A 16,567-nucleotide genomic window follows, 5' to 3' on the forward strand; every position below is an offset into this window, starting at 1 on the left:
GGATTCGGCAGGGCTATGGCTATATGTGGTGGACCCTTCCCGAGGACATTTGGGGAAAGAGCGCCTTCTACGCGTCCGGCTATGGCGGCCAGATCATAGCCGTTGTGCCGACGAAACGGCTGGTGGTCGTGCAGACCGTTGATCTGAGCCAGAATCCGAAGGGCATCCGGACAAGCGCCTTCATCGACCTTTTGAAGAAGGTCGCCTCCGCATCGCGGTAAGCGGTCTGGCGCAGCGCACGACCGGGCGCCCGTAGGGCCGCAAGAGCGCGGCCCAAGCGAGAGGGCGCTCAACGGTCGATCGGCGCGCGCAGTAATTCTAAAATGTGGGGTAAAATGAGGGCGGCTGAGTTGGGCGGTCGTACAAAAACCTTGTAAATCAAGGCTTTAGGTTAAGAGGCTGGCGGAGGGAGCGGGATTCGAACCCGCGATACGGTTTCCCGTATACACACTTTCCAGGCGTGCGCCTTCAACCACTCGGCCACCCCTCCGTCGCCGGTCCGCGAGGGCCGGTGTCTCGTCGATCGGTGCCGGGCGGGCCGGCCGAACCGTCGAAGAGGCGCGGAATATAGCGAAGCGCGCCACTCTGGCAAGCCATCCGCGCGTGTTGCGCCGCCCATTCGCGCGAGGCTGGGGAAAAGGTGCCCGCGCGCGGCGCGGCGAAGGCCGCCGGCCGGTCAGTTCAGCGGCGCGGTGGTCGAGGTGATGGTGCAGGTGGCGGCGTCGGCCTTGGGCCCCATCAGGTGGACCTGGTCCTGGCCCTTGGCGCCGGCGACGATGTTGTAGATCGTGGTGCCGGCCGAACCGGCCGGCTTGCCGTTGACGGTGAAGGCGCAGTTCACCCCGACCGACCCCACGGTGGCGGCGGTCTCGTTGACCACCGAAACCCCCATCACCGTTCCCACGTCATTGGTGAAGATGTCGCCCTGGCTCAGCACCAGGCCGGAGAATTTGGCGGCGGCCTGCGGCTCGGCCTGCTGCGCGGCGGCGGGCAGGGAAATACCGGCCAGCGACATCGCCGCGAGGGGCAGGGCGGCGATCAGGGCGAGGGCGATGGGCAGGCTGTGCAACATGGGGGGCCCCGCGGTCCGCCGCGGCGTCCGGACCGGAAGTTTGACGGGAGGCTCGCCGCAGGAGGGCAGCCTAGTCGATGCGCGTCAAATGTCGAGACGGTAGGCCGCTCCCGGTGGGCGGGGGAGCCGTTGAGTCGCGGTAAATTGGCCGCCGCCGGGCAAGGTCTTTCCGCGCTGTCGACGGCGCCCGGCGCTGTGATGCGTGGTTGCGGCGCCCCGCAGTCACGATGCGCGGGCCATTGGCGCAAATATATCCGCTGTCCTCTTTCGGTGGAAGGCGAGCCTTCCGGCGCGGCACTGGCCTGCGGAAGCCATCAAGTGTGAAGTTAATATTGCAATTTTTTCTGCCTCTAAGGTGATTTATTGTGTTGAACGTGCCCGGATTGCCACAACTAGACAAGTCTGCGAGCGACGGTATAGTTTGCCGGTAGAGTTGTGCGCCACGGGAGAGCGGAATGAGTCCGAGCGTGTGTCAGGCCGGTCGACGTCGCATGGGCGCCGGTCTGCTCGGTGTCGGTATGGCGTCCCTCCTGCTTGCGGCGTGCTCGGAAGAGAACAAGTATGTGGCGCCGCCGCCGCCGCAGGTGACGGTCGCCGCGCCGGTGCAGCAGGCGGTGACCCGCTACCTCAAGTTCACCGGCAACACCGCCTCCATCAACACTGTCGATCTGGTCGCCCGCGTCGAGGGCTTCCTGATGTCGATCGACTACAAGGACGGCGCGGTGATGAAGAAGGGCGACCGGCTCTTCCTCATCCAGCAGGACACCTACCAGGCCGATCTCGACCAGGCCAAGGCGCAGCTCGCCTCGGCGCAGGCCCAGCTCACCAACACCCAGGCGGAATATCAGCGCCAGTCGACGCTCGGCCAGCAGGATTTCTCCTCGCAGGCTACCGTCGACAAGGCGCGCGCGGCGATGGAGGAGGCGGTGGCGTCGGTCGACGCGGCCAAGGCCAATATCGAGATCGCCACCATCAATCTCGGCTACACCACGGTGCTGGCGCCGTTCGACGGCATCGTCACCCGCCACCTCGCCGATGTCGGCCAGCTGGTCGGTCACAGCCAGCCGACCACGCTCGCCACCATCGTGCAGATGAATCCGATCTACGCCTATTTCAACATCAGCGAGAACCAGGTCCTGCGCATCAAGGAAGCCCTTGCCGCGCAGGGGCGGACCATCGAGGAAGTGAAGCAGATCGAGATCGACATCGGCCTGCAGGACGAGGGCGACGAGTACCCGCACAAGGGCCGGCTCGACTATGTGTCGCCGGAAATCGACCCCGCGACCGGCACGCTGCTGGTTCGCGGCGTGTTCGACAATCCCAAGCTGGCGCTGCTTCCCGGCCTGTTCGTGCGGGTGCGCATTCCGGCGCAGAAGATTCCGGACGCCTACCTCGTCGACGACACCGCGATCGGCACGGCGCAGCAGGGCAAATATGTGCTGGTGGTCAACAAGGACAATGTGGTCGAGCAGAAGATCGTCACCGTGGGCCAGCAGATCGGCAATTACCGGGTGATCGAATCCGGGCTGTCGGCGGAGGATCGCGTGGTGATCGGCGGCGTCCAGCGCGCGACGCCGGGCTCGAAGGTCGACCCGGTCGAAGCCAAGGCAGACGCGGCGAAGCCGGACGAAGCCAAGCCAGACGGAGCCAAGGCGGACGCGGCGAAGCCGGACGCGGCATCGGCGACGACTCCCGCCGCCGCGACCCCCGCCGACAATGCGGCCGGCGCCAAGCAGGATCCGGCGCCTTCGGACCCGGCGCCTTCGGACCCGGCGCCGGCGGCCAAGCCCGCGAACTGACATCTGTGACCCGACGTCCGGAAGCTGGTTTCCGGCAACCGACATCGCGACCCCCGCGCAGGACCGCTTGAACCGAAGGCCCGTCACATGATTTCGCGCTTTTTCATCGAACGGCCGGTTCTCGCCAACGTCCTCGCGCTGGTCTTCGTGCTGATCGGCAGCGTCGCGCTCTACACCTTGCCGGTGGCGCAATATCCCAATGTCGTGCCGCCGACGATCCAGGTCTCCACCCTGTATCCCGGCGCCAGCGCCCGCACGCTGGTCGACACCGTCGCGCTGCCCATCGAGCAGCAGGTGAACGGCGTCGAGGACATGCTCTACATGCAGTCCACCAGCGCCAGCGACGGCACCTATTCGCTGACCGTGACCTTCGCCATCGGCACCGACCCCAACATCGCGCAGGTGCTGGTGCAGAACCGCGTCGCCATCGCGCTCGCCTCGCTGCCGCAGGCGGTGCAGGTGCAGGGCGTGACGACGCAGATCAAGTCGACCGCGATCCTTCAGTTCGTCACGCTCTATTCGCCGGAAGAGAAGTTCGACAGCCTGTTTCTCGCCAATTACGGCGTCATCAATATCGAGAACGAGATCGCCCGCCTCGATGGCGTCGGCAATGTCAGCGTGTTCGGCGCCGGCGATTATGCGATGCGGGTCTGGCTCAATCCCGACGAGTTGCAGGCCCGCCAGCTCACCCCGCAGGACGTGATCGACGCGATCCAGCAGCAGAGCCAGGAAGTGGCCTCCGGCGTGGTGGGCATGCCGCCGGTGCCGAAGGGGCAGAACTTCCAGTTCACCCTTCTGATGGACGGCCGGCTCAACGACGTCGCCGACTACGAGAACATCATCGTCAAGGTGTCGAACGCCGATGGCGGGCGCATCACCCGCCTGCGCGACGTGGCGCGGGTGGAGATCGGCGCGCAGACCTACAGCCAGATATTCACCTTCAACAACAAGCCGGCGGCGGCGCTGGGCATCTACCAGCTGCCGGAGGCGAACTCGCTGCAGGTGGCGACCGAGGTGCGGGCCAAGATGGAGGAGCTCTCCAAGAGCTTCCCGCCCGGCCTCTCCTATGACGTGCCGTTCGACACCACCGTGTTCGTGAACGCCTCGATTTCGGAGGTCTACGTCACGCTGTTCGAGGCCGGCATCCTGGTGCTCATCGTCATCCTGGTGTTCCTGCAGGACTGGCGGGCGATGCTGGTGCCGGCGACCACGGTGCCGGTGACCATCATCGGCACCTTCGCCGCCATGGCGGCGATGGGCTTCACGGTCAACCTCTCCACCCTGTTCGCCATCGTGCTCGCCATCGGCATCGTGGTCGACGACGCCATCGTCATCGTCGAAGGCGTGGCCCGCCATATCGAGCGCGGGCTGCCGGGCCGGCAGGCCGCCGAAAAGGCGATGGACGAGCTGCTGGGGCCGATCATCGGCATCACGCTGGTGCTGATGGCGGTGTTCCTGCCGGCGGCGTTCATGCCCGGCCTCACCGGCCAGATGTACCAGCAGTTCGCCCTTGTCATCGCCGCCACCGCGTTCATCTCGGCGATCAACGCGCTGACGCTGAAGCCGACCCAGTGCGCGCTGTGGCTGCGCAAGCCGGTGCCGGAGGACCAGCGCAACATCTTCTATCGCGGCTTCAACGCCGTCTACAACAAGGCCGAGCACTGGTATGCCGGCCTGATCCATCACATGGTCAAGGCGAGCGGGATCATCGTCACCGTCGGCCTGGTGCTGATCGGCCTCGCCATCTGGGGCATCACCCGGGTGCCGACCGGCTTCCTGCCGACCGAGGACCAGGGCTATGTGCTGATCGGCGCGCAGCTTCCCGACGCGGCCTCGCTCCAGCGCACCACCGAGGTGATGAGCCAGATCTCCGAGATCGCCGGCAAGACGCCGGGGGTGAAGGACGTGATCGCCATTTCCGGCGTCTCCGTGCTCGACAACAACGCCACCCTCGCCAATGGCGGCGTCGCCTATGTCATGCTCAATCCGTGGGACGAGCGCGACAAGGCGGGGCAGGGGCTGCGCTTCATCTACGACACGCTGAACAAGGAGCTGCAGCAGGTCGAGGGGGCGATGACCTTCGTGCTGGTGCCGCCGGCGATCCAGGGCGTGGGCAACGCGTCCGGCTTCACCATGATGCTGCAGCAGAAGGACGGCAGCTTCGACTTCACCGAACTGCAGGCGGTGACGCAGCAGATCCTGAAGAACGCCTCCACCCAGTCGGCGCTGCAGCGTCTCTCCACCTCGTTCCGCGCCAACGTTCCCCAGCTCCTGTTGAAGATCAACCGCATCAAGGCCGAGACTCTGGGCGTGACGGTGGGCCAGGTGTTCTCGACCGTGCAGGGCTATGTCGGCTCGAGCTATGTCACCCAGTTCAACGAGTTCGGGCAGACCTTCCAGGCCTATATCCAGTCCGAGCCCGACTTCCGCCGCACGCCGGAGGAAATCCTCAACCTGAAGATCCGCACCCCGGACGGCACCATGGTGCCGCTCGGCACCCTGGCCGAGGTGGAGCCCGCCTTCGGCCCGCCGCTGATCACGCTGTACAACCTCTACCCCGCCACCACCATCCAGGGCGGCCCGGCGCCCGGCTTCTCGTCCGGCCAGGCGCTCGACATCATGGACCAGGTCGCCGACGCGACGATGCCCGGTGGCATGGGCTTCAGCTGGACCGCCATGTCCTATCAGGAGGTGGTGGTCGGCAACGAGGTCTACTTCGTCTTCGGCCTCGCCATCCTGCTGGTCTATTTCGTGCTCGCCGGCCAGTATGAGAGCTGGGTGCTGCCGTTCTCGGTGCTGCTGGCCGTGCCGCTGGCCCTGCTCGGCACCGTGGTGGCGCTGACCGGGCTCGGGATCTCCAACAATCTCTACACCCAGATCGGCCTGATCCTGCTGATCGCCCTGTCGGCCAAGAACGCCATCCTGATCGTCGAATTCGCGCGCGAGAAGCGGGCGGAGGGGATGGAGATCGCCGAGGCGGCGACCGAGGCCGCGCGGCTGCGATTCCGGCCGATCCTGATGACCTCCTTCGCCTTCATCCTTGGCGTCCTGCCGCTGGTGCTCGCCACCGGCGCCGGCGCCGCCTCGCGCAAGTCGATCGGCATCGCGGTGTTCTCCGGCATGCTCGCCTCCACCTGCCTTGCCGTGCTGTTCGTGCCGTCCTTCTACACGGTGCTGCAGCGCTTCGAGGAATGGCGCGTGCGCGGCAAGGTGCCGGCCGGCACCGCCCCGCCGGATGGCGACGGAACGCCTCATCCGGCGGCGTGAGCCGGCGGGAAGCGCGTTGATCCGGGGGTGCGAGAGCCGGGGCGCGGGGGCCTGCGCCCCCGACGCCTCAATTCTTGGCAGCCGGCTGACGCTTCGCTAGGCGGCCGGCGCGGGGGCCCCGCCCCCCAGCCTCCTGCGGCGCCGGGACACGCCCCTGCGGCATGGCGGGCCGGCCCCATTGCCCTGCGGCACGATTCCTGCGTTCATCGGGGTGGTTCCGCCCCGCTGGCGCGCTGGCGGGCGTGGTGTGTTCTTCGTCGGTCAGTTGGTGCCTATGACAATCTTCGCGAGCCTGCATCACGTCACGGCCTACAGCTATGACCGTCCGGTCTCGCTGGGACCCCAGATCATCAGGCTGCGCCCGGCGCCCCATTGCCGGACCCCGGTGAAGAGCTACGCGCTCAAGGTCACCCCCTCGAACCATTTCGTGAACTGGCAGCAGGACCCGTTCGGCAACTGGATGGCCCGCTTCGTCTTCCCCGAGAAGGCGACCGAGTTCCGGGTCGAGGTCGATCTGATCGCCGACATGACGGTGTACAACCCGTTCGACTTCTTCATCGAGGAATATGCCGAGAAGCTGCCCTTCGCCTATCCCCCCGGCCTCGCCAAGGAACTGATCCCCTATCTGGAGCTGGAGCAGGGCGGCCCGCTGCTCGACGGCTTCGTCGACCAGATCCGCCCGCCCGCCGGCGCGCCGACGGTGGACTACCTGGTCGAGCTGAACCAGAAGCTGCAGCAGCGCGTCGGCTATCTCATCCGCCTGGAACCGGGGGTGCAGACGCCGGACGAGACGCTGGGGCTGGCCTGCGGCTCCTGCCGCGATTCCGGCTGGCTGCTGGTGCAGGTGCTGCGCCGGCTCGGCCTCGCCGCCCGCTTCGTCTCCGGCTACCTGATCCAGCTCAAGCCGGATGTGAAGGCGCTGGACGGTCCGACCGGCACCGAGGTCGACTTCACCGACCTGCACGCCTGGTGCGAGGTCTATCTGCCGGGCGCCGGCTGGATCGGGCTGGACCCCACCTCCGGCCTTCTGTGCGGCGAGAGCCATCTGCCGCTCTGCGCCACGCCCAACCCGGCCTCGGCCGCGCCGATCACCGGCGGATTCTCGGCCGAGGAGGGGACGAAGACCGACTTCGAATTCGAGATGAAGGTCACCCGCGTCGCCGAGAAGCCGCGTGTCACGCTGCCCTTCTCCGACGAGGCGTGGGCGGCGCTCGACGCGCTCGGCGACAGGGTCGACGCGGACCTCGCGGCGCAGGATGTGCGCCTGACCATGGGCGGCGAGCCGACCTTCATCTCGATCGACGACTATCAGGGCGCGGAGTGGAACACCTCGGCGGTCGGCCCGACCAAGCGGGCCCGGGCGGACGAGCTGATCCGCCGGCTGCGCAAGCGCTTCGCCCCCGGCGGCATGCTGCATTACGGCCAGGGCAAATGGTATCCCGGCGAGAGCCTGCCGCGCTGGACCTTCTCGCTCTACTGGCGCAAGGACGGCAAGCCGGTCTGGCGCGACCCCGCGCTCGTCGCCACCGAGGCCGTCTCCTCGGCCACCATCGAGGAGGCGCACGGCTTCATCGCGATGCTGGCCGACCGGCTCGGCGTCGGTGCCGGCTTCGCCGAGCCCGCTTTCGAGGACCCCGCCTACTGGATCGTCAAGGAAGGCGACCTGCCGGAGAATGTCGACCCGTTCGATTCCAAGCTGGAGGATGCCGAGGCGCGGGCCCGCATCGCCCGCGTGTTCGCGCGGGGCCTCGGCAAGCCCAGCGGCTATGTGCTGCCGATCCAGCGCTGGCAGGCCCGCGCCTCGCGCGGCTGGGTCAGCGAGAAATGGCGCTTCCGGCGCGGGCGCATGTTCCTCGTGCCGGGGGATTCGCCGGCCGGCTTCCGGCTGCCGCTGGCGAGCCTGCCCTGGGTGCCGCCGGCGGCCTACCCTTACGTCCATCCCGCCGACCCGATGACCATTTCCGGCGACCTGCCGGACGTCGAGGCACTGCACCAGCTCTACCGCCGCACCGCGACCGAGGACGGCCAGCAGGAGCAGGTCGACCAGGTGCTCACCGGCACCGGCGCGGTGCGCACAGCGCTTACCGTCGAGCCGCGCGACGGGCGGCTCTGCGTGTTCATGCCGCCGACCGAGCGACTGGAGGACTATCTCGAACTGCTCGCCGCCATCGAGGTGACGGCGGAAGAGCTCAAGCTGCCGGTGCATATCGAGGGCTACACCCCGCCGGTCGACCCGCGCCTCAACGTCATCCGGGTGGCGCCCGACCCCGGGGTCATCGAGGTCAATGTCCACCCGGCGGCGAACTGGAAGACCTGCGTCGAGATCACCCGCGACCTCTATGAGGAAGCCCGGCTGTCGCGGCTCGGCACCGAGAAGTTCATGGTCGACGGGCGCCATACCGGCACCGGCGGCGGCAACCATGTGGTGGTGGGCGGCGCCATGCCGGCGGACAGCCCGTTCCTGCGCCGGCCGGACCTGCTCGCGAGCCTCGTCACCTACTGGCAGCGCCATCCCGCGCTGTCCTATCTGTTCTCGGGGCTGTTCATCGGCCCGACCAGCCAGGCGCCGCGTGTCGACGAGGCGCGCCACGACGCCCTGTACGAACTCGAAATCGCCATGGCCCATGTGCCCGCGCCCGGCAGGGGCATGGCGCCGCCGCCCTGGCTGGTCGACCGGCTGTTCCGCAACCTGCTCACCGATGTCACCGGCAACACCCACCGCTCCGAGATCTGCATCGACAAGCTGTTCTCGCCGGACGGGCCGACCGGCCGGCTCGGCCTGGTCGAGTTCCGCTCGTTCGAGATGCCGCCGGACTGGCGGATGTCGCTCGCCCAGCAATTGCTGCTGCGCGCGCTCATCGCCTGGTTCTGGCGCGCGCCGCAGCAGGGCCCGCTGGCCCGCTGGGGCACCGCGCTGGCCGACCGCTTCATGCTGCCGCATTTCGTCTGGGCCGACTTCCAGGACGTATTGGCCGATCTCAGCGGGGCGGGCTACCGCGTCGATCCGCTGTGGTTCGAGGCGCAGCGCGAGTTCCGCTTCCCCTATTTCGGCCAGGTCGAGCATGGCGGCGTGACGCTGGAACTGCGCCAGGCGCTGGAGCCATGGAACGTGCTCGGCGAGGAAGGGGCGGCCGGCGGCACGGTGCGCTTCGTCGATTCCTCGGTGGAGCGGCTGCAGGTGCGGGTCGAGGGCCTCAACCCGATCCGCCACGTCGTCGCCTGCAATGGCCGCCGGCTGCCGCTGCTGCCCACCGGGCGCTTCGGCGAATATGTCGCCGGCGTGCGCTTCAAGGCGTGGCAGCCGGCTTCCGGCCTGCACCCGAACATTCCGGTGCACGCGCCGCTCACCTTCGACATCGTCGATCTGTGGTCGAACCGCTCGCTGGGCGGCTGCGTCTACCATGTCGCCCACCCCGGCGGGCGCAATTACGAGACGTTCCCGGTGAATTCCTACGAGGCGCAGGCACGGCGGCTGGCGCGGTTTCAGGCCCATGGCCACACGCCCGGCTATCTGTTCGTGCCGCCGGAGGAAGCCTCGTCCGAATTCCCCGCGACGCTGGATCTGCGGCGGCCGGCGCGGATCTGACGCGGCGCCTTGCTTCATTCGGGCCACAGGCCGGGCCGCGCCGACCCGGGCGCGCCGCTTTGGCGCGTGCGGTCGCGGCGCGAGGATGGTATGCCCATCCTTTAGGGCCGAGAGGAAGCCATGCCCGGTCGCAGTGACCCGAAGGCGCGCACGCGCCGCTTCGAAGAGGCGGCGGTCGAGGCGCTCCTGGCGGAATACAAGCCGTTTCCCGGTGTCCACGATGAACTCGTGGACGGCGAGGGGCGGCCGCGCGCCCACTGGACCTCGCTGCTGGCGGCGCTCGCCGAGATGGGCGTCGAGGAGGTCAACCGGCGTTTCCGCGCCGCCGACCGCCATCTCTACCGCTCCGGCGTGTTCTACCGCGTCTATGACGACCCCAATGGCGGCGAGCGGCCCTGGCCGATCTCGCATCTGCCGCTGGTCATCGACGCCACCGAATGGCGCGCGCTGGAGCGCGGGCTGATCCAGCGCGCGCAGATGCTCGAATCGCTGCTCGCCGATCTCTATGGCGGGGGGCAGCTGGTGCGCTCGGGCGCGCTGCCGGCGGCGGCGGTGGCCGGCAATCCCGATTTCCTGCGCCCGATGGTCGGGGTCGACCCGCATGGCGGCAGCTTCCTCAGGATCTACGCCGCCGATATCGGGCGCGGCCCGGACGGCAATTGGTGGGTGCTGTCGGACCGTACCCAGTCGCCCTCGGGCGCCGGCTACGCGCTGGAGAACCGCATCGCCATCGCCCGGGCGCTGCCGGACCTCGCCCGCTCGCTCAACGTCAAGCGCCTTGCCAGCTATTTCCAGGGCCTGCGGGCGGGACTGACGCGGCTCGACCGTTCCGGCGAGGGGCGGGTGGGCCTGCTCACCCCCGGGCCGCTCAACGAGACCTATTTCGAGCACGCCTATCTCGCCCGCTATCTCGGCTTCGTGCTGCTGGAGGGCGACGATCTCACCGTGCGCGACAACATCGTCTATGTGCGCACCGTGGCCGGGCTGAAGCGGGTGGACGTGCTGATGCGCCGGCTCGACGCCGACTATGCCGACCCGCTGGAGCTCAACCCGTCCTCGCGGCTGGGCGTGCCCGGGCTGATGCAGGCGATCCGTGCCGGCGGGGTGGCGGTGGTGAACGCGCTCGGCGCCGGCGTGGTCGAGGCGCCGGCGATGATGGGGTTCCTGCCCCGGCTCGGCCGGCAGGTGCTCGGCGAGGCGCCGATCCTGCCCAATGTCGCCACCTGGTGGTGCGGCCAGCCGGCCGAGCGCGAGCGCGTGCTCGACAGCCTCGACGACCTCGTGCTCTCGCCCGCCTTCCGCCGGCCGGTGCCGGGGGCGCTGGAGGACGGCCCGGTGATCGGCGCCGATCTCGCCCCCGCCCGCCGCGCGGCGGTGGAGCACGCCATCCGCACCCGCGGCGTCGACATTGTCGGCCAGGAGGCGGTGCGGCTGTCCACCATGCCGGTGTGGCGCAACGGCCGGCTGGAGCCGCGCCCCTTCATCCTGCGCATCTTCGTCGCCGCCACCGAGGCGGGCTGGACCGTCATGCCCGGCGGCTTCTGCCGCGTCTCCGACAGTATGGACGCCCGGGCCGTGTCGATGCAGGGCGGCGGCCGCTCGGCCGATGTGTGGGTGCTGGACGCCGCGCCGGTGGAGCAGACCACGCTGCTGCCGGCGCGCGACGCGGTCGAGGTCAAGCGCCAGACCGGCCCGCTGCCCAGCCGCGCGGCGGATAATTTCTTCTGGCTCGGCCGCTATGTCGAGCGGGCGGAGAGCACGCTGCGGCTGCTGCGCACCCTCGCCGGCCGGCTCTCCTCCACCGCCGATGGCGGCGGCGCGTCGGTGCCGGCGCTGCTCGACCTGCTGCAGTCCTGGGGCGCGGCGCCGGACGAATTGGGCCGGGCGCGGCCGATCCGCCATGTGCTGGCGGCGCTGACGCGGCGGGACCAGCCGGGGGCGCTGCCCAACCTCATCGACCATGCCCGCCACACCGCCTCGGTCATTCGCGACCGGCTGTCGCCGGATGCCTGGCGCACGCTGGCCGATCTCGGGCTGATGATGGACGAGCCGGTGCCGGCGGCGAGCGCGGAGCCGGACGCCTATGAGCGCGCCGACCGCGCCTTGCGCGCGCTCGCCGCCTTTTCCGGCCTCGCATCGGAGAACATGAACCGGCTGGCCGGCTGGCGCTTTCTCGATCTCGGCCGCCGCGTCGAGCGCGGCATCGCCGTGTGCCGCTTCGCCCGCGCGCTGGTGGGCGAGACGCCGAGCGCCAGCACGCTGGATGTGCTGCTGGAGCTGTGCGACAGCCAGATCACCTACCGCTCGCGCTATGTGATGGTGGAGAGCCGCGCGCCGGTGCTCGACCTCGTGCTGCTCGACCCGGTCAACCCGCGCTCGCTCGCCTTCCAGATCGCCGCCATCAGCGACCATCTCGACGCGCTGCCCGGCCATCTCGGCGAGGCGTTGCCGCCGCCCGAGGAGCGGCTCGCCGCCCGGCTCTCGGCCAGCATGAAGGCGTTCGACGCGGTCGAGTTCGACGATGCCCGGCTCAGCCAGATCGGCGCCGAGCTGATGGAGCTCTCCAACGATGTGGCGGAACGCTACTTCATCCACCGCCAGCCGGTGGAGACGCCGTGGGACCTGCTGGCATGAAATACGACATTCACCAGTCCACCGCCTATTCCTACGCCTCGTCCGTGCCGGTGGCGCGCCATGTGGTGCGCATGGTGCCGGTCGACCGGCCGAACCAGCGGGTGGTCGCCAGCCATTTCGTGGTCGAGCCCGAGCCGGTGGAATGGACCGAGACGCGCGATTTCTTCGGCAACAAGGTGGTGCATATCCGCATCGAGACCCCGCACCGGAGCTTCACCGTGAAGACCCGGGCGCGGGTGGAGGTGGAGGCGCCGGCCGAGATCGCCGCCGATGCCGGCCCGAGCTGGGAGGAGGCGCGCGAGGCGGCGGATGAGAGCCTCGACCTCTCCGCGCTCTCGCCGGCGCATTTCCTGTTCCCCAGCCCCGCCGTGCCGCTGAGCGCGCCGATCACCGAATGGACGGCGGAGAGCTTCCCGCCCGGTCGGCCGATGCTGGCCGCCTGCGTCGAGCTGATGAACCGTCTCTATGAGGAGTTCACCTACGACCCGCGCGCCACCGACGTCTCGACCCCGCCGCTGGAGGCGTTCGAGCTGCGGGCCGGGGTGTGCCAGGACTTCGCCCATATCATGATCGCCGGGCTGCGCGGCCTCGGCCTGCCGGCGGCCTATGTCTCCGGCTTCCTGCGCACCGAGCCGCCGCCGGGCAAGGAGCGCCTCCAGGGCGCCGACGCCACCCATGCCTGGGTCATGGTGTGGTGCGGCGAGGCGATCGGCTGGCAGGGGCTGGACCCGACCAACGCGCTCGTCGTCGCCACCGACCATGTCGTGCTGGCGGTGGGGCGCGACTATACCGATGTCGCCCCCATCGGCGGCGTGGTGTTCGGCTCGGGCAAGCAGAAGCTGAATGTCGAGGTGGACGTGATTCCGCTGGCGGAAGAGGCGGCGGCCGGCAAGGGGCCGGCCTCTCCCCATTCGCGGGCCTGAGACCCCGCGCGCGCAGGCTCCCGGCGGGTGATTGTCGCGCCCCTGCCGATAGGGTAATCCGGTCTGATCGACGGCTCTTGAGCGAAATGCCCAGGGGTATTATCGAACGTCCTCTCTCAACTGGATCGGTGGTTTCTTCGAGCGAAGGGCCGGTCCCACGCATGCGGACGCACCCGGTTGACGGGGCGCGTCCGTCGGCCCGCTACGCGAAAGGTTCCTGCCGTGACGAACCCGACCCAGCCTTCCCCCGCCGCCTCTCTCCCGCTGTTCTACCGCTCGCCGGCCCTGCTGCGCTACCGCAGCCATGCCCGGCTTGGCGTCCGGCGCGAGGCGAGTTTCCAGTTCGCCGCGGCCGCGACGTCGATTCCGCTGGTGGCGGGCGATTTCGTGCATGCCGCGCGCGACTATCCCATCGTGTTCGCCGGTGACGAGGGAGCCATGCCGCTGGCGGTGACGGGCGTCGCCGCCGGGCGGAACCTGTTCGTGGAGGCCGACGGGCGCTGGCGCGCCGGCAGCTATATTCCCGGCTATGTCCGCCGCTACCCGTTCATCGGCATCGTGGAGGGCGGCGCCACGATGCTGGGCGCCGATCTCGCCAGCGACCGGCTCGCCGTCGCCGATGACGAGGGGGCCGAGCGGCTGTTCGACGCCAAGGGCGGCGCCACCAAGATCGGCCAGGCCGCCAGGGACATGTGCGACGCCTATGCGGCCGACCATGCCCGCACCACGGCCTTCGTCACGGCACTGAAGGCCAACGGCCTGCTCTCCGCGCGCTCGGCGCAGGTCAATTATGCCGATGCCGGCCGCGCCGTGGTGCAGGGCTTCCAGCTGGTGGACGAGGCGGCGTTCCGGGCGCTCCCCGGGCCGGTGGTCGTCGAGTTCCACGCCAGGGGCTGGCTGGACCTCATTATCCTGCACCTCGCCTCCCAGCACCGCTGGCGCGATCTGGTGAACGCCTCCTCGAAGGAGCGCGCCAAGGCGGCGAACTGACGGAGCCCGCGGCCCGCCCTCGCCCGGGAGCCGGGTCGCGGAAGGGCGGGCCGCATCCTCCGGCGCGGGCGCGCCGGGGCCGGCGGTCAGGCTGGGCGGGTGAAGCGCGTCTTGGCGATTCATTCGCGGGCGAAAGCACTTTAGAGATGGGTGAGACGCCCCCCGAATCGGCGCGCCCTCCCGCGCGCCGCCGAGAGAGCCGGCCATGACCGACACCGCCCGCACCCCCGCCCGCGACGACGACGGCTTCCTCGCCAGCCTCGCGGTCTATCTGCGCCCGCGGGTGCTGATCGTCATCCTGCTCGGCTTCTCCTCCGGCCTGCCGCTGGCGCTGTCCGGCGCCACGCTCACCATCTGGATGGCCGAGGCGCAGGTGAACCTCGCCACCATCGGCCTCTTCGCGCTGGTCGGCGTGCCCTATAATTTCAAGTTCGTCTGGGCGCCGCTGGTCGACGCGCTCGACGTGCCGCTGCTGGGGCGCTGGCTCGGGCGGCGGCGCGGCTGGCTGGTGTTCACCCAGCTTCTGCTGGTGCTCGCCGTCATCTGGCTCGGCTTCCAGGACCCGGTGAACGCGCCCTGGCATGTGGCGCTCGGCGCGCTGCTGGTCGCCACCGCCTCGGCGACGCAGGACATCGTGGTCGACGCCTTCCGGGTCGAGAGCCTGGAGGTGCGCGAGCAGGCCGCCGGCATGGCCGGCTATGTCGCCGCCTACCGGGTCGGCATGCTGGCCTCGGGCGCCGGCGTGGTGCTGCTGGTGGCGTGGTTCGAGGTGCTCGGCACCCCGCGCGCGGATGTGTGGGCCTATGGCTACCTCGCCGCCGCGGCGATGGTCGGCGTCGGCCTGTTCGCCGCGCTGATGGCCAAGGAGCCGGCGGCCGAACCGGCGACCGAACCGGCGGGGCAGCCGGCAGCTCAACCGGCGATCCAGCACCAGGAGAACGTGTTCCGGCGCATCGGCCAGACCGCGGTCGGGGCGTTCAGCGAGTTCCTCACCCGCAACAGTGCGGTCGCCATCCTGCTGTTCGTGGTGCTGTTCAAGTTCTGCGACGCCTTCGCCGGCGCGCTGAGCGGCGCCTTTGTCATCGATATCGGCTTCGACAAGGCGACCTATGCCGGCGTGGTCAAGGGCGTGGGCTTCGCGGCGGCGCTGCTCGGCGGGTTCGCCGGCGGGGTGATCGCCCGCGCTTTGCCGCTCTCCACCGCGCTCTGGGTGGGGGGAATCCTGCAGATGCTCTCCAACCTCGCCTTTTCCTGGCAGGCCTGGATGGGCGTGAACGTGCCGGCGCTGATGGTGACCATCGTGGTCGAGAACTTCGCCGGCGCCATCGGTACGGTGATCTTCGTCGCCTATATCTCGGCCCTGTGCGGCAACCGTGCCCACACCGCGACGCAATACGCGCTGCTCACCGCGCTGGCCGCCGTCGGCCGAACCTTCCTCGCCTCCTCGGCCGGCTTCATCGCGGTGGAGACGGGGTGGATCGTGTTCTTCGCCATCACCTCGGTCGCCGCCCTGCCGGGGCTGGCGCTGCTGGCCTGGCTGCAGGCGCGCGGCCATTTCCGCGAACTGGCAGCCGGCAGCCGGTGAAGCGGCAGCGTTGCAGCCTGTCGTCTGCAGCCGGATGCAGCAGCGCTCGCAGCGCCCTCCGCAGTTGGCGATTGCAGTCGCGCGGCAGGCTCAGAAGCTGGTGCGCGCCCGGATCGCCGCCGACAGCGTGCCCTCGTCGAGATAGTCCAGCTCGCCGCCCACCGGCACGCCATGGGCGAGGCGGGTGACCTTCACATTCGCCTCGCGCAGAAGCTCGGTGATGTAATGCGCCGTGGTCTGCCCATCGACCGTGGCGCCGAGCGCCAGCAGCACTTCCGTCACCGTGCCGCCCTGCACCCGCCCGACCAGCGCGGCGAGGTTGAGGTCGTCCGGCCCGATGCCGTCGAGCGGCGACAGCGTGCCGCCGAGCACGTGGTAGCGCGCGTTCAGCGCCGCGGCGCGCTCCAGCGCCCACAGGTCCGCCACATCGGCGACCACCACCAGCAGCGCGGGGTCGCGGGTGTCGTCGATGCAGATCGAGCAGGGGTCGCGGACGTCGATATTGCCGCAGACGCGGCAGGTGCAGATCTTGCCCAGCACGTCCTCGAAAGCGCTGGCGAGCGGGCTCATCAGTTGTTCGCGCTTCTTGATCAGGTGCAGCGCCGCCCGCCGGGCCGAGCGCGGGCCGAGGCCCGGCACGCGGGCGAGAAGCTGGATCAGGCGTTCGATCTCGGGACCGGCGACGGCGCGGGGCATGGGCATCCTCAAGGC

Annotated in this window: 9 protein-coding genes, 1 tRNA gene and 1 pseudogene; 8 read left to right on the top strand and 3 right to left on the bottom strand. The window is 69.4% G+C overall.

The features are described from left to right. A pseudogene (locus KHC23_RS06905) lies at positions 1 to 221 on the top strand (serine hydrolase domain-containing protein); the annotation flags it as partial. 179 nt (positions 222 to 400) lie between these two features. On the opposite strand, the gene KHC23_RS06910 reads toward KHC23_RS06905, so the two are convergent. Beyond that, positions 401 to 490 (bottom strand) — tRNA-Ser (locus KHC23_RS06910). A gap of 186 nt (positions 491 to 676) precedes the next feature. After that, the gene (locus KHC23_RS06915) at positions 677 to 1,072 is read right to left on the bottom strand and encodes a hypothetical protein (RefSeq protein WP_213370846.1); all 396 of its coding nucleotides are present in this window, start codon (positions 1,070 to 1,072) and stop codon (positions 677 to 679) included. 455 nt (positions 1,073 to 1,527) lie between these two features. Between KHC23_RS06915 and KHC23_RS06920 the strand changes: the two genes are divergently transcribed. The 7 genes from KHC23_RS06920 (at position 1,528) to KHC23_RS06950 (ending at position 15,856) form a co-directional block, all read left to right on the top strand. Next, complete coding sequence (locus KHC23_RS06920; RefSeq protein ID WP_484771495.1) at positions 1,528 to 2,871, top strand: efflux RND transporter periplasmic adaptor subunit; 1,344 nt, start codon at positions 1,528 to 1,530, stop codon at positions 2,869 to 2,871. 87 nt (positions 2,872 to 2,958) lie between these two features. Further along, positions 2,959 to 6,138, top strand: a complete 3,180-nt coding sequence (locus KHC23_RS06925; protein WP_213370850.1) for an efflux RND transporter permease subunit — start codon at positions 2,959 to 2,961, stop codon at positions 6,136 to 6,138. Between the two features lie 274 nt (positions 6,139 to 6,412). Continuing rightward, positions 6,413 to 9,724: a transglutaminase family protein gene (locus tag KHC23_RS06930; protein ID WP_213370852.1), complete on the top strand. Its 3,312-nt coding sequence runs from the start codon at positions 6,413 to 6,415 to the stop codon at positions 9,722 to 9,724. A 120-nt stretch (positions 9,725 to 9,844) separates the two neighbouring features. After that, a complete protein-coding gene (locus tag KHC23_RS06935; RefSeq protein WP_213370854.1) occupies positions 9,845 to 12,358 on the top strand; it encodes a circularly permuted type 2 ATP-grasp protein in 2,514 nt (837 codons plus the stop codon). Further along, positions 12,355 to 13,281 carry a transglutaminase family protein gene (locus KHC23_RS06940; protein WP_213370856.1) on the top strand — a complete coding sequence of 309 codons (927 nt, stop codon included), beginning with the start codon at positions 12,355 to 12,357 and terminating at the stop codon, positions 13,279 to 13,281. The genes KHC23_RS06935 and KHC23_RS06940 overlap by 4 nt, the downstream gene beginning before the upstream one ends. Before the next feature lie 222 nt (positions 13,282 to 13,503). After that, positions 13,504 to 14,271: a SapC family protein gene (locus KHC23_RS06945; RefSeq protein ID WP_213370858.1), complete on the top strand. Its 768-nt coding sequence runs from the start codon at positions 13,504 to 13,506 to the stop codon at positions 14,269 to 14,271. A 205-nt stretch (positions 14,272 to 14,476) separates the two neighbouring features. After that, positions 14,477 to 15,856 (top strand): AmpG family muropeptide MFS transporter, encoded by a 1,380-nt coding sequence (locus KHC23_RS06950; RefSeq protein WP_213370860.1) that lies wholly within the window; start codon positions 14,477 to 14,479, stop codon positions 15,854 to 15,856. A gap of 90 nt (positions 15,857 to 15,946) precedes the next feature. Here the strand turns inward: KHC23_RS06950 and recR are convergent, their stop codons facing one another. Then, the gene (recR, locus tag KHC23_RS06955) at positions 15,947 to 16,552 is read right to left on the bottom strand and encodes a recombination mediator RecR (protein WP_213370862.1); all 606 of its coding nucleotides are present in this window, start codon (positions 16,550 to 16,552) and stop codon (positions 15,947 to 15,949) included. Between the last annotated feature and the right edge of the window lie 15 nt (positions 16,553 to 16,567).

The sequence above is a fragment of the Ancylobacter dichloromethanicus genome, from assembly GCF_018390645.1.
In the GTDB taxonomy this organism is placed as follows: Bacteria; Pseudomonadota; Alphaproteobacteria; order Rhizobiales; family Xanthobacteraceae; genus Ancylobacter; species Ancylobacter dichloromethanicus.